We start from the raw sequence: 14,360 nt of genomic DNA on the forward strand, positions 1-14,360 counted from the left end.
TTGTTTGGGCCAGGGTTTGCAGGTTAGGGTTTACGAATAAAGTCGGCCGCGAAACTGCGGACTGGTTGGCCGTTTAGTACGTGAAACATCCGCAGCTTGTCAATGGTCGACGAACCGAAGCGAGTCATCGGCACGTGGACAATCTTCTTCTTGTATTTGCGAGCCAACCGCCGCCAGCCAGCACCTGGCGGCGAATGACTTAGTAACGCGATATGTTTCTCACGGCTATAGAACAGAGCGGCAGCCAGAAGCCGTTCTTCCAGCGTGTCCGTGAAGTTGAATCGCGGGTCGTGAAAAATGTCCGGAATCGGGCGTGGCGGAAACAGAAACATGCAGCCGCCGTATTGAGCCAAACAGATGCCGGGCCCGACGGGATTCTTATGGAAATCGGTCGCGAATAGTGACAGAGTCGATTCGTCGTGATGTTCCGCGTGCCATGTGATCCGCCACGGATAATCGCGAGGATCGGCCGGCGAATCAAACAGCATCACCACGCAGTCCAGCTTGCCTCGGGCGGGCGGAAAGACCTTCACGTAAAGGTCACCGGTGTGCCAGTTTCGCAACGTTTCGCGGATGTCCAGACCATCCTTCATGCTGGCTCCGAACTTTTCGGTGCGAGCCAGGTCGTTGCCGATGAGGTCGATGGCCGAATCCTTGATGTGCGTCCGAAAGCGTTCGATCGCTTCGTCTTCCGGCGGCCAGCTGCATTGCCCGAATGGATTCCACGCGCGCTGCCATTCGACTTGTTGCTGTCGTTCCGGGCGAGGGTTCAAATTGCAACTTCGCCATACCATCGGATGGCCAGGCAAGCGGCTGACGACTTTTAAGTGAGTGAAATCCGGCAGGATAATCTGGTCGATCCCAAAGCGAACTTCGGGATGTTCGTCGTCATCAAAATACGGATAGCTGCGAGCGGTCTCGGCCACATGGATCGCAAACTGGTCGCCTGCAATTTGCTGAGACGCCGAAACCAGGGTGTAAAGATCCGGCGTAAAGCGACGTTCCATCAACGACAGGTTGCGCGCGTATTTCAGCAGAACTTTCAGCAACTGAGGCGTGATCGGACGAGCTCGCTTTTTGAACTCTTCGCGATAGCTGTCTCGGGCGGCCAGCAACAGAGATTTAATGCCGTCGATGCTAAGGTTTTCGTCGTCATCCAGTTCCGCTCGCGCCTGTTCGTAGCGGCCGGTGATGAACGGAAGTTCGCCGAGGACAAACGTTAACGTGCGAGGTTCGACGGCGAAAATGCGAGCCGGGTTCGCCGGCTTCGGCGCAGCTGGCGGCCGGTCAACGGCAGATTGATATGCATCGCGAATCCATGGCCAGTCCAGAACGCTGCAAACGAAGAGGATCGATTTTCGCGTCTTCGCCAGCCGATGCAGCTCGTTCGCCATCCAGTGAATTCGGCGGATACGAGAGTCCTCTTCCGGCTTTGCGATCGCCGGCAGGACGGCGGCAGCAAACCGTTCGGTGGACACCTGTTTCAGAGCGTACGGGTCCGGCAGAATTGCCGTCACGGGAAGGTAGTGCTCGTCTTCGATGTCGATAAATTCGCGAGAGATGTGTTCCTGCATGGCGATTCGCAACGCAGCGATCACCGGCTGACACGGATCGACCGGCACATAGCTCGCTCGACCTTCTTCACCGAAGGGATTCTCACCGCCAAACATGCTCTCGATGTCGTCGTCGTCGTCATCATCGTCGTCGGGCGAATACTCAGTCTCTGTCGCAAACGTTTGTTTCGGTTCGCGTTGCAGAACGACAGACACATTCGGCAGCCATTGAACGGCGGCTTCCACTTCGTTTTGAAACGACGGCGGCAACGGCACGGCGACGCAGTCAAAGCTGGTCGACAGCATCAGTCGACGTACCTCGACCGCAAAATCACCACTGCCATGCACGACGGGCAGGATGGTGATTCGTTGACCAAGTTTCAGTGCGTCGGACGTAGATTTCATGGTGCCTCCGTTGAAGTTGCACCAGGCATTCTAGCGAGTCCGGCTGGCGGCGTCACACCATCGCCGTGGGCAAGCGAACTGAATCTTCCGCAGCCCCAGTCCGGCACGCCAGCCCCCCCCCCCACAGCGGGTGTCAGCTATCCCGTCCGAGAGGCCTTTTCAGACTCCCATTCGTCCACCGTGAACAACACCTCACGGGCATTTGCTCCGTTGTGCTCGCCGACGATCCCGTCCTCCGCCATCCAGTCGATCATGCGGGACGCTCGACCGTAGCCGATGCCCAGGCAACGCTGCAGCAATGAGCAACTACCACGACCTTCTCGCACCACGACATCGCAGGCATCGTCGTACAACGAATCGTTGGGGCGAGGCCCACTGTCTCCGCTACCTTCGGTGCTCGCTTGAGCACTGCGGGCCACGACCTGTTGCAGTTCTTCGCTGTACTCGGGTTCCACGTCGCTGAAGAAGTCGATCACAGCATTGATCTCTTCATCGCTGACGTACGTTCCCTGAGCTCGCGTGAGGCTACTGGTGCCCGGAGCGAGGTACAACATGTCGCCGCAACCCAGCAGTCGTTCGGCACCACCTTCGTCAAGGACAACTCGACTGTCCATCTTGCTGGCCACCTGAAACGAAACTCGAGCGGGCAGGTTCGACTTAATCAGTCCCGTGATGACATCGACGGTCGGCTTCTGAGTCGCCAACACAAGGTGAATACCCACGGCACGCGACTTTTGAGCCAGTCGGATGATGTGAGCTTCCACATCCTTGCCACTGGTCATCATCAGGTCAGCCATTTCGTCCGCAATGATCACAATGTACGGCATCTTGTGTGGCACACCTTGAGCTTCTTCATGCAGCTCACTGATGCCCATCTTGCTAAGCACAGTCGATCGATCCATCTTGTTGAAGCCTTCCAAATGCCGCACGCCAACCTTCGACAACAGGTCGTAACGTTCTTCCATCTTGTCGACCGCCCATGCCAAAACCGCTTCCGCTTTCTTCATATCCGTGATGACGGGGTGCATCAGGTGCGGCAGGTTTTTGTAAGGGCTGAGTTCCACCATCTTGGGGTCGATCATCAGCATCTTGACTTCGTCTGGCGTCCGCGTCATCAGCATTGACAGGATCAACGTGTTCAAGCAAACGCTCTTACCAGTACCCGTACGACCAGCGATCAGCAGGTGAGGCATCTTGGCCAGATCGACGGCCAGAGGTCGGCCGCTAACATCCTTGCCGAAGAACAGCGGAATCTTGAATTCGTCGGCCTTGCTGCCGTAAGTTTGAATCAACTCACGCAGACGCACGGTCACCTGCTTTTCGTTCGGCACTTCCACGCCGACGGTATTCTTGCCCGGAATTGGTGCCACCACACGGACAGCAGGAACTCGCAGACCAATCGCAAGGTCGTCTTCCAGAGCGGTGACTTTGTTCAGGCGCAGACCGGGTTCCAGGTCGAGTTCAAACTGAGTGACTGCCGGGCCGGTGTCGACTTCGGAGACTCGAATGTTTAAACCGAACTGTTCGAAGGTTTTTTCCAACGTCGCAGCGGCAATGCGAGCCTTCTTGGCCAGAAATTCGTAAGGGAATTCTTCGGGCTCTTCCAGCAAACGCAGGTCTGGCAGGTCGTATTGACGTGCGACGTATTCACCTTCTTCAGGCCGATGCACAATCAGTTCCGCAGGTGCGTTAACCTTCAGTTCAGGCTCATCCTCTTCTTCCAGTTCCTCCTCTTCGGGTTCGTCATCGACTGGTTCTTCGATTACCGGTTCGGCCGGCATGTTGATCGACAGTGTGGCGTACTTTTCCTCGTCAACTTCGTTTTCGTTGTCGACGGTCGCAACTTCTTTTGACGATTCTTCGCGTGCCTTTGGCTTGATTGCGGTGGCCACGGAACCCACGCTGGACAGGAAGGCCAGGGGCAGCGTTGCCAGCTTCACGCCTGGTGATGTCACGGCCCACAAAGGAGACAGCATCCAGCCAGACAGCAATCCACACAGCGTTAAAATGAACACGCCGATCGGTGAAAACGCATGTTGCATGCCGACGCCCATCCATGCCCCCAGCACGCCGCCACTGCCGTAGGTTGACCCGGAATTGATACTCGGCAACGCCAACTGAAACGCCACGCAGGACGACAACACTAACAACGCCGTGCCAGCCAGCGCCAGCCAGTTACGTTTCGTGATGTCTCGCGAAAACAGATTGATGTCCCACGCCACCATCGCCGCCATTACCATCCATACGCCGGCACCGAGTACCTGTCGTCCGTAGAACGCAATCGCGGCGCCCGTGGAACCGCAAATGTTGATCGGTGTGCGGCGAGCCGGAAAGACCAGATCAGAAGGGGGATCGGCCGGATCGTAACTCAGAAAACTCAAACCAACGAACACAACCAGGGCCAATAGCCCCAGTGCGAGTACGTCGTTTCGAAATCGTTCGTAGTCGAACATTCGTGTTTGGTTCCTGAAGAAGAAAGTCGAACCTGGCCGCGGTCAGCGCATAGCGCGATCCCGCGACGAACATGTCGTCGATTTTGGTTTTGTGAGCGGTAGTAAATAGGGTGCGTAGGCCCCGGTCGGGGCGAGGTAAGAATTGCTGTTTGTCGTTTGAAGCCCCGCAACTTTTGGCTCAGGACTTCACACAACTGTACCACTCCAGCATGAGTCCGCTGGTCAATTTTGCGTTCGCTACCTCTGACGCAGCGTCGCGCAGAACGGACATGCGGCCTGGGCACTTCAGCGAAAAGGGCCGCATACAGCAGATGTGCCGAATCTGCGGCGAGTCCTGCAGCGGAGTGTGCCGCTTGAACTCAACAGCAGACAGTTTCGCGATTGCAACTTGACGGAAACGTGGTCGTGTTTCGATACGAATCCGTTTGCGTCAGTGCGACATTCGGTTTTGTGGAATGTGCCTGGTAATCGATTTATCCACAATCAATCAGTTGTGGCGGCCAGCACACTCCAGTAGGTGCCAGCGGCCCGATGGCACTTCGCCGAACGCGATCCAAAACCATGCGACTGCGTCCGCAGATGCGAAGTCCGATCTACGTGGCAACTTCTCCGTTCGACTTTATTACTGCGGGAAATCTACGCATCTCTGGCGGCAAAGCCAACGGATCGTTTAACCCGTAGCCGGAGGCGCAGGCGTCCGCTGATCGGCGTCCGTGAACGTTCCGCTTCCGTTGCGACACAGCCGTCTCCTGCAACGCCTGCGCCTCCGGCTACGGGTTAAACGACTCGTGTCAATCCGGCTGTAACAAACTCGACATCCTGAGCCGCAGGCGATCGGAACCGACTCGCGGTTAGCGTTCGGTGCGAGTCCTAAGCCGCTTTCTTTGCCGGCTTCGGCTTTGCCTTTCGCTGACCGGGCTTCAGGTGCAGCGATGGCGCGTCGGCAGGTACGGAGCCGGTGTCGTCCGGAACTTTGTATTCCTTCTGCAATTCGGCCAGTCGCGTTTTTAGTTTCTTCACAACGTCCGCGTAGTCTGGATCGTCGTAGCGGCTGCGCATTTCTCGGGGGTCTTTTTCCAGGTCGTACAACTCCCATTCGTCCAGATTGTAAAAGTGAATCAGCTTGTACCGATCTGTGCGAACTCCGCAGTGGCGACGCACCATGTGAGCCGTTCGTCGCTCGCCGTTGAATTCGTAGTAGTGGTAGTAGAGGGCATCTCGAAAATCGGGCTGAGTGCAATTTGTCAGCGACTTGTTGAAGCCGATGGTCTTCGGCGGCGGCGTCAGATCTTCTGCTGCGGATGGACTGGCCTGCATCAGAGACGCGAGACTTTTGCCCTGCATGTCACTCGGGATTTCAGCACCGGCGATGTCGAGGAACGTTTCTGCGTAGTCGAGGTTTGAAACCAGATTGTGATTCACCGTCTTCGGCTTTACCTTGCCCGGCCAGCGAACCATCAGCGGCATGCGGTAGGATTCTTCGTACATGAAACGTTTATCGAACCAGCCGTGATCGCCCAGGTAGAATCCCTGGTCGGATGAATAAATAACAACTGTGTTCTCGGCCAGCCCTGCTTCGTCCAGATAATCGAGGACTCGGCCCACGTTGTCGTCCACGGATGCCACGCAGCGAAGGTAGTCTTTGATGTAACGTTGGTATTTCCAGCGAACCAGATCTTTGCCCGTCAGCTTTGCTTCTTCGAAAGCCTTGTTCTTCGGGCCGTAGGCTTCATTCCAGACCTCAAGCTGTTCTTTTGTCAGCCCGCGCGGCGGATCGAGCTTCAGGTCATAGCGAGTCATTGTTTTGCTGATGGTCATGTCCTGCGTTTGAGCGGCGGACCCTCGACCTGACCAGTCGTCGAACAGGTTGTCCGGTTCGGGGATTTCCACGTCGTCGTACATGTGCAAATGCTTCGGCCCCGGTTGCCAATTACGGTGAGGTGCCTTGTGTTGAAACATCAGCATGAACGGCTTGTCGGCGTCGCGTTTTTCCTTCAACCAGTCCAAAGCGAGATCTGTGATAATGTCGGTTGTGTAGCCCGTGTGCTGAACGGGCTTCGGATTTCCGTTTAGCAACATCGGCGGGTTGTAGTACGGCCCCTGTCCCTTCAATACTTCAGAATAATCGTACCCCTGAGGTGCCGTGGCCAAATGCCATTTGCCGACGACGGCCGTTTGGTAGCCAACTTTCTGCAGCAGTTTGGGGAACGTCTGCTGCGATCCGTCGAAGCGGTTGCCGTTGTGCAGAAAACCGTTCAAGTGGCTGTGCTTGCCCGTTTGAATGACCGCTCGACTGGGGCCGCAAATCGAATTCGTGCAGAAGCAATTTGTAAACAGCATGCCTTCGTTGGCAATGCGATCCAGATTGGGTGTTGTGTTGATCTTAGATCCATAGCAGCTCATCGCATGAGCCGCGTGGTCATCCGTAAAGATGAACACGATGTTGGGCCGGGTTTCTTCGGCGTTTGCGGGAAGGCCGGACGCAGCGACAGCGAGGCCAACAAGAAGTGCGCGAGCGGTCAGCATGCCGGTTCCTTAAGCGAAGAATGGCGAAGACAGGAGCTGTTCGAGGTTACCGGCGGTCGATTCACTTTTCAACTCGCACGATGAAACCCACGTTCGCGGGGCAGCTGCCGTCATAAGCGACAGATCGGGCCGGGAATTCTCAGGTGCGGGGACCGAGTGGAGGGTCTGGAATTTGAAGGGCTGGAGAGTTAATATTTTCTGCGATATATCATTGTCGATTCGCACCGTCTGGTGCCCGTTGTGGCATGCGTCCGATGCCGCCAACGGAAATTCGTCAACTCGACTTCGCAGCACATCAACAGGCCCGTTATGCCGAAAATCACCTTCGTCAAAGAAAAAGTGACCGTCGAAGCTCAGGACGGTGAAGATATCCGCAGCGTCGCTCGCAAAAATGGCGTGCAACTGTACTCCGGACCTCACAAAGTCCTGAACTGCATGGGAATGGGCGCTTGCGGAAGCTGCAACGTGTCAGTGAAGTCCGGCAGCGATAATTGCACACCGCGGACGTTTTGCGAGCGAATCGTCGCCAAATGGTTGACGCCTCTGCCTCTGTTTCTGATCAAAATCCTCAGCAACCCCAGCAAAGACGTGCGTCTGGCCTGCCAGACGAAAGTACACGGCGACGTGGAAGTGGAAACACACCCACCGATCAACTGGCACGGTGAGAAGTTCTGGAACTAACAGGACCCGCCCATGCCACTTCGAGTTGCGGTCTTCGGGACTGGCGAATTCGCGCTGCCCACATTTCGGGCGCTGATGGAATCTGACCGGCACGAAGTCGTGGCCGCGTACACTCAACCGGACCGCACCGGCCGTGGGCATCACCGCCACGTCAACAAAGTGAAGGAACTGGCCACCGGGCATGACGTTCCGGTGTTCCAACCGCAAAACATCAATCAGCCGGATGTATTGGAACAACTCAAGGCCCTCGCGGCAGACGTGTTCATCGTTGCGGCGTACGGCCAGATTCTGAAGGCCGAATTTCTGGCGATCGCCCCGTTGGGCGCTTTCAATTTGCATGGCTCGCTGCTGCCCCGCCATCGCGGCGCTGCACCGGTTCAATACTCGATCTGGAAGGGCGACGCAGACGCTGGCGTAACGATCTTTCAGATCGAACTCGCGCTGGACTCCGGCCCCATGATCGGACAGATTTCCACGCCGATTGGACCGCAGGAAACGTCCGGGGAACTGATGGTGCGACTGGCGGACCTCAGCCCCGGCCTCACCCTGAAAGCCCTGGACGAACTTCAAGCCGGCACAGCCAGATTTGAGGCTCAAGATACATCGCTTGTGACGCTGGCGGGCAAGATCAAAAAAGAAGACGGCCTGATCAACTGGACTCAGTCGGCTCGCGAAATCGATTGTCATGTGCGAGCGATGCAGCCGTGGCCGAAGGCGTCTACCGTGCTGCATGTTCCGGATCGCAAGCCGTTGAGATGCATCATCGTGCAGGCAACACCGCTGGACGAGCCAGGGAACGCCAATTCGCCACCGGGAAGCGTCGTGAAGGACGACAGGCCGCTGGTCGTTCAAACCGGCGGTGGCCTGCTCGCTGTACAAACGATTCAGCCGGAAGGTAAAAAGCCGATGGACGCCACATCGTTTGCCAATGGTTACGGAATCGGCGACGGAGCGAAATTCACATGAGTCGCCAGCTTCCGCCACCGACCAACTTTCTGTTCGCAATTGCGATCTCAGTGGTGGTCATGGGCGTGGCTGAACGGTTGCACGATCGCAAAGTGGCGATCACGGCCGTCAAAGAAGCCGGCGGTACAATGGGATTTCGGTATTGGAAGCCGGACTGGCTGAGAAAGCTTGTCAACGACAACGATTGTTTCTGGGACCCTGTTCGCATCACGCTGCCTCCCAGCGCCACCGACAAAACGGACGATGAGATCCTCCAATCGCTCGGCGATACACTCCGCACGTTCCGCAACCTCACGGCGTTGGATATCCGCAACACTCAAATCACCGACAAGTCGGCAAAAGTGCTGGGTCGACTGAAGTGGCTGTCCACGTTGAGGCTTGCGAATACAAATGTCGGCGATCAGACAGTCCGAGAAATCGTCAAGCTAAAGGATTTACGGTGGTTAAAACTGGACGGGACTCAAATTACCGACGCCTGTATCGATGATCTTGCGAAACTGAAGCAACTCACGAACCTGACGGTGGTGGACACTCAGCTGTCCGAAGAAGCAATTTTAAAGCTGTCCCGCAAATTGCCGCAGTGCAAGATCGAGTTTTGAATTGGCAAGTGGATTTCTGCCACAGAATCGCTTACCGTATCAACGTTGAATACTCGCGAACCCACCCAAAATTCCAAATATGGAGCCCACCTGATGAGTCAGCAATCACGTCGTTCCTTTGTAAAAACCACGGCCGCCGCCAGTACGGCGTTTGCCTTCGCCCCGGCGATTGGCCGAGCCGGCACTTCTGCGAATGCCAAAATGGGCGCCTGCGTCGTGGGTGCCAATGGCCGTGGCGGAGACCACATCAACGGCTGGCTGGGTGATGATCGCACAGAAATCCGTGCCATCGTGGACGTCGATGAAGACGTCGGCAACAAACGCTGCGAAGCTATTGAAAAGAAGCAGGGCGTCCGTCCAAAATTCTACACGGACATGCGGAAAGCATTCGAAGACGATGCCATTGATGTCGTCAGCACCGCGACCCCAAACCACTGGCACGCCTTGACCGGCATCTGGGCGATGCAGCATGGCAAAGATGCCTACGTCGAAAAGCCCGTGTGCCACAACGTGCACGAAGGCACTGCACTGATCGCGGCGGCTCGCAAGTACAAAAAGATGTGCCAGGTCGGTACGCAATGCCGTTCCAGCAAGGCTTGCATCGAAGCAACGGAATTCGTCCGCAATGGCGGCATCGGAGAATGCAACTTCGCTCGTGGCTTGTGCTACAAACGCAGAAAATCGATCGGAGCACTGGGCGACTACGCAATTCCCAGCAACGTGAACTTCGACCTGTGGAGCGGCCCCGCTCAATACACCGCCCCTAAAGTCACGCGACAGCGTTTTCACTACGACTGGCACTGGCAGCGAAATTACGGCAACGGTGACCTCGGCAACCAGGGCCCTCACCAAACCGACGTCGCCCGCTGGGGTCTCGGCGTGAACGCTCACCCAAACACAATCGTCACGTACGGCGGCCGGCTTGGCTATCAGGCAGAACGCAAGGATCCGAACTACGTTGATGCTGGTGACACCGGAAACACGCTGGTTTCAATCTACGACTACGGCGACAAGTGCATCGTGTTCGAAACACGCGGTCTTGACGTCAGCAATTCAGCGGATGAGGAACTAAATACGCTGTTCCAGAGTACCAAGGGCAACAAAATCGGCGTCGTATTTTACGGAACCGACGGCTACTTGGTGCAGAAGTCGTACTCGCACTGCATCGCGTACGACAAAGACATGAACGTGGTCAAGGAATTCAAAGGTGGCGGAGACCACTACGGTAATTTCCTCGGCGCGTGCGAAAGTCGCAATATGGCTGACCTGAATGCAGACGTCCGCGAAGGACATCTGTCGGCCGGTGTTAGTCACCTTGGAAATATCTCGTACTACATGGGCGAAGATAACCACGTGACAGCCGCCGAACTGAAATCAGCGTTGAAGGGTGTGAAGAGCATCGACGACGACGGCGTAACTGCGGATCGCACGATCAAGCACCTGGAACAGAACGGCGTTGACCTAGGCAAGTACCCGATTTCTTTGGGACCAGTGCTGAAATTCGACCCTGAAAAAGAAGTCTTCACCAACAACGACGACGCCAACCGATGGCTGACTCGCGAATACCGCGCACCATACGTGTGCCCGAAGGCAGCGGACGTATAGGCTGAGTTGCGACGACAAAAGACGGACGCCGATGACAACTCCAAACCTAACCGTCACCGACATTAAGTCTTTTATCGGGTCACGAGACTTCAACGCGTCTCGTGATTTCTACGTCGCATTGGGCTGGCAAGTCATCTACGACTCAGATGACTTGCGAGTCATGGAACTCGGCAACCACCGCTTCTATCTGCAACGGTATTACGACCGGCAGTGGTGCAACAACACGATGCTGCACGTTGCGGTGGAATGCGTCGAAGACTGGTTCGCTTTCGTGAAGAACGCGTTTACAACCAACAACTTCGCAGGTGGTGCTCGCCACGACAGTGAAATCGGCGACGAAGGCTATGCCCAAACATTTCACGTTTGGGATCCGGCCGGAGTGCTGATTCACTTTGCTCAGTTTCCGACTGAATGAACGGTGCCGCCCGCCGGATTGCTGATTAGCTTTCCGGCGGGCTGGTGACCAAAAACGCTGGCTTCACTTAAGCAGAACCACAGCGACAGCGCCGTCGCCGTTACTCGCTCACTTCTGCACCGCCAACTGCCGCCGGAATCTTCGCGTCTGCCGTATCGGCTTCGCCTGTGGTTGCTGTCGACGCCCGATAAGCTTCGACCTTGGCGGGCAGATCGTAAATTGCCGTTTTGCCAGCCATAACAATCAGCATCACCAGGCCGAGACCGGCAAATGTCGTCATGACGGGACCATTAACGTGTTCGCCCATGACGTCGCGCGACGAAGTCAGCCACAGCAGCACGCCCGCGACTAATGGGGCAGCAACGACTGTGACCGCCTGAGCCGCAATGATCGTGGGGGCTCGGTCGAAATCAAAAATCATGACAGCCAGGCCAACCGCCATACCGGTCAACAGTCCGGCCGTAGTCAACAGCTTTGGCCCGAGATCCGATGGCTTGCTGCCCCAACCGAGTCCATCAGATGCCATAAAACCGCCCACCATAGAATTCACCAGAAACGACGAATATGCGGCCGAAAACAAGCCCAGACAGAAGATGATCTTGGCACTGGAACCAAACGTCGCCTTCAGTCCTTCGGCCACGTCGACCGGACTCTCCAACACAACATCCGTACGGCCGGCAAACGCAGCGGCCGCCGTCGACATCAGCATCACGGTGATCAGAAACATGATCACTGAACCGACTCGAGCGTCGACCAACCCGTTGGACAGGTCATCGACTTTCCATCCCTTCTGACGGACAAGGTAGGCCTGATAGAAGGCACCGGAAATCACAAACGTCGTGCCGACCAGCCCAACAACCGTCACCATGTCGCCAGACATATCGGTGGTTGGCACAAAGCCTTTCAGCATGTCGCCCAGATTCGGTTTTAGCCTGAAAAGGTTGATCGCAAAGCTGGCCAGCATCAACGCCACAAAGCCCATCATCAGACGTTCCAGCATGCGGTACATGTCTTTGAAGGCGAACAAAAACGAGATCGCAAACGCGTTAAACAACACCACCAACGCGGCCACAATCATGCGGTTGTCGATAAACGCTTCGAACGCCGCAGCGACACCGATATTGTTGCCCGACTGGTAGGCAGCCGCGATGAAGAACACACCCACTCCGACCGCCACAGAAAGCCAGCGCCCCGCTTTACGGCGAATCAGTTCACCGGGAGATTCGGCGGCAACAGCACCTAACTTTGCTCCCAAAGACATGTAAGCCAGCATGAACGCGACGCTGATGATCACCACCCACAGCATCGAATACCCACGCCCCGCCCCAATTGTTGAGCTCGTCATGATACTGCCTGGCCCGATCACCACGCAGGCCGTGATCAGTCCCGGCCCAATCCGCGAATACCAAGGGCGATGCACGATGGCGGGGGAGGTGTCTTGTGTCATTAGTTTTCCTTGTGGTGACGTGTCGCGACTGGGAGGCGTGGCTGCCGCTGGTCGTAGCGGGGCGAGGGTGCGTATTCTGAGACAATTCGACGGTGATTGGAAACCGGCCATTCACGAATTACCGCCAGCTTGCTGACGTATGCGCAGAAACAGAAGCGATTCAGCTGCTACACCAGCGAACGGCCATGTGCTAACCTTCGGCCCGCCCGATTGCCATTACGACACTGCTCAGGGACGACAATATCATGCCAGAAATCAGTTCACCGCATCGCAAACTGGTGAAGACAAGAATCATCGCCACGGTCGGCCCTGCGTGCGAAAACGCCGAAGTGCTGCGCAAACTTATCGTCGCTGGAGTGGACGTCTTTCGTTTGAACTTTGCTCACGGCAGCCATGAATGGCTGAGCGGCATTCTGGCCACCATTCGCGAAGTGGCGGCAGAATTGAAAACGCCGGTTGGAGTCCTGGGCGATCTATCCGGCCCCAAAATCCGGCTAGGCGAAATCGCGGACGGCGAAGTTTACTGCGCAGAAGGGACCATGTTTCGCTTTGTGCGAGCGGCCAATTCCGGCGTCTCCACAGACCTGACCTGTACCTACGAAAAGCTGATCGACGATGTCGATCCTGGCGACCGCATTCTGTTAGCCGACGGTACTGTCAGCATGTTGGTCACCGCCAAGGCGGACGACGGACAGTCGGTGAACTGCCTTGTCGCGGAGCCGGGAATTATTCGCAGCCGTCAGGGAGTCAACCTGCCGGGCGTCGCGCTTAGCACTCCGAGCGTCACGGAAAAGGATGAGTTCGATTTAAAGTGGGCGTTACAGAATCGCCTCGACTTTATCGGGCTTAGCTTCGTCCGCAGTGCCGCAGACATTACGCATCTGAAGCAGCTGATTGAAGCAAACGGTTCTGAAACGCGGCCGTTGATCGTCGCGAAGATTGAAAAAACCGAAGCCATCGCCGACCTCAAACAGATTCTTGAAGTCACAGACGCCGTCATGGTGGCTCGCGGCGATTTGGGAGTCGAAGCGGAAATCAGTCGCGTGCCGATTTTACAGAAGGACATCATTCGCCGCAGCAACGCAGCTCGCATCCCGGTGATCACCGCGACTCAAATGCTGGACAGCATGACCACAAACGACCTGCCAACACGAGCGGAAGTGAGCGACGTCGCGAATGCGGTGATTGACGGCACAGACGCCGTGATGCTGTCGGGTGAAACCGCCATTGGGCAACACCCGGTGACCTGCGTTCGCATGATGCAAAAAATTATCGATGAGGCCGAACCGTACGTGATCCGCACTGGCTCCGGTGATCGGTTGTCACAGGAATTCCGACGAGCCAACCCAATCACGGAAGCTGTGTCACTGGGAGCGACAATCGTTGCCGAAGACCTGGACGCCGACCTGATTGTGGTGGCCACTGAATCCGGTCGCACAGCGTTGGCACTGTCGCGGATGCGAGGGCAGGTGCCGATTCTGGCGGTCACTCATCGCGAAGACACAGTACGCCGCATGTGCCTGTTCTGGGGCGTGACGTCTATCCAAAGCAAACTGGTTCGTCAGTCAGCCGATGCTTTGCTGCAGTACGTCGTGCAGTGGGGACTTGAAAACCGCGTGCTAAAAAGTGGCCACAAAATTGTCGTTGTCGGCCACACCAACTGGCTGGGTGAGGGCCACGACCTCATGATGGTACACGTGGTTCCCTAGC

The 14,360-nt window shown here is 56.4% G+C and carries 10 protein-coding genes; 6 read left to right on the plus strand and 4 right to left on the minus strand.

Annotated elements, in window-relative coordinates; all coding sequences use genetic code 11:
- Window positions 1–23 precede the first annotated feature (23 nt).
- From Fuma_RS18625 to Fuma_RS18640, 3 genes are all read right to left on the minus strand, one after another.
- Entirely contained in the window at window positions 24–1,958 is a 1,935-nt protein-coding gene (locus tag Fuma_RS18625; RefSeq protein WP_077025451.1) for a hypothetical protein, read from the minus strand.
- Between the two features lie 137 nt (window positions 1,959–2,095).
- Window positions 2,096–4,411, minus strand: a complete 2,316-nt coding sequence (locus tag Fuma_RS18630; protein WP_077025452.1) for a DNA translocase FtsK — start codon at window positions 4,409–4,411, stop codon at window positions 2,096–2,098.
- An 870-nt stretch (window positions 4,412–5,281) separates the two neighbouring features.
- A complete protein-coding gene (locus tag Fuma_RS18640; RefSeq protein ID WP_077025454.1) occupies window positions 5,282–6,937 on the minus strand; it encodes a sulfatase family protein in 1,656 nt (551 codons plus the stop codon).
- Window positions 6,938–7,246: 309 nt separating this feature from the next.
- Here Fuma_RS18640 and Fuma_RS18645 point away from each other — a divergent pair, with 309 nt between their 5' ends.
- The 5 genes from Fuma_RS18645 to Fuma_RS18665 all read left to right on the plus strand — a co-directional run bounded on the left by Fuma_RS18645 (window position 7,247) and on the right by Fuma_RS18665 (window position 11,203).
- A complete protein-coding gene (locus Fuma_RS18645; protein ID WP_077025455.1) occupies window positions 7,247–7,618 on the plus strand; it encodes a 2Fe-2S iron-sulfur cluster-binding protein in 372 nt (123 codons plus the stop codon).
- Window positions 7,619–7,630: 12 nt separating this feature from the next.
- Window positions 7,631–8,584 carry a methionyl-tRNA formyltransferase gene (gene fmt / locus Fuma_RS18650; protein WP_077025456.1) on the plus strand — a complete coding sequence of 318 codons (954 nt, stop codon included), beginning with the start codon at window positions 7,631–7,633 and terminating at the stop codon, window positions 8,582–8,584.
- Complete coding sequence (locus Fuma_RS18655; RefSeq protein ID WP_077025457.1) at window positions 8,581–9,183, plus strand: leucine-rich repeat domain-containing protein; 603 nt, start codon at window positions 8,581–8,583, stop codon at window positions 9,181–9,183. Before fmt ends, Fuma_RS18655 begins: the two co-directional genes overlap by 4 nt.
- Window positions 9,184–9,276: 93 nt before the next feature.
- On the plus strand, window positions 9,277–10,788 hold the full coding sequence (locus Fuma_RS18660; RefSeq protein ID WP_077025458.1) for a Gfo/Idh/MocA family protein: 1,512 nt from the start codon (window positions 9,277–9,279) through the stop codon (window positions 10,786–10,788).
- A gap of 31 nt (window positions 10,789–10,819) precedes the next feature.
- Complete coding sequence (locus Fuma_RS18665; protein ID WP_077025459.1) at window positions 10,820–11,203, plus strand: VOC family protein; 384 nt, start codon at window positions 10,820–10,822, stop codon at window positions 11,201–11,203.
- Window positions 11,204–11,303: 100 nt separating this feature from the next.
- Here the strand turns inward: Fuma_RS18665 and Fuma_RS18670 are convergent, their stop codons facing one another.
- Window positions 11,304–12,650: an Nramp family divalent metal transporter gene (locus Fuma_RS18670; protein WP_077025460.1), complete on the minus strand. Its 1,347-nt coding sequence runs from the start codon at window positions 12,648–12,650 to the stop codon at window positions 11,304–11,306.
- A gap of 245 nt (window positions 12,651–12,895) precedes the next feature.
- Here Fuma_RS18670 and pyk point away from each other — a divergent pair, with 245 nt between their 5' ends.
- Window positions 12,896–14,359 (plus strand): pyruvate kinase, encoded by a 1,464-nt coding sequence (gene pyk / locus Fuma_RS18675; RefSeq protein WP_077025461.1) that lies wholly within the window; start codon window positions 12,896–12,898, stop codon window positions 14,357–14,359.
- The last annotated feature ends 1 nt before the right edge of the window (window position 14,360 follow it).

The sequence above is a fragment of the Fuerstiella marisgermanici genome (genome assembly GCF_001983935.1).
GTDB classification, from domain to species: Bacteria; Planctomycetota; Planctomycetia; order Planctomycetales; family Planctomycetaceae; genus Fuerstiella; species Fuerstiella marisgermanici.